This window comes from Nocardia sp. NPDC049220 (assembly GCF_040647855.1).
GTDB lineage: Bacteria > Actinomycetota > Actinomycetes > Mycobacteriales > Mycobacteriaceae > Nocardia.
In genome coordinates, this window is sequence record NZ_JBEZDA010000060.1 from 1 (window position 1) to 559 (window position 559).

Below are 559 nucleotides of genomic sequence, written 5' to 3' on the forward strand. Positions count from 1 at the left end.
ACCCCTTGGGGCCTCTAAACGGGTCTTGAGGGGTTTTTTGCTGAAAGGAGGAACTATATCCGGATTGGCGAATGGGACGCGCCCTGTAGCGGCGCATTAAGCGCGGCGGGTGTGGTGGTTACGCGCAGCGTGACCGCTACACTTGCCAGCGCCCTAGCGCCCGCTCCTTTCGCTTTCTTCCCTTCCTTTCTCGCCACGTTCGCCGGCTTTCCCCGTCAAGCTCTAAATCGGGGGCTCCCTTTAGGGTTCCGATTTAGTGCTTTACGGCACCTCGACCCCAAAAAACTTGATTAGGGTGATGGTTCACGTAGTGGGCCATCGCCCTGATAGACGGTTTTTCGCCCTTTGACGTTGGAGTCCACGTTCTTTAATAGTGGACTCTTGTTCCAAACTGGAACAACACTCAACCCTATCTCGGTCTATTCTTTTGATTTATAAGGGATTTTGCCGATTTCGGCCTATTGGTTAAAAAATGAGCTGATTTAACAAAAATTTAACGCGAATTTTAACAAAATATTAACGCTTACAATTTAGGTGGCACTTTTCGGGGAAATGTGCG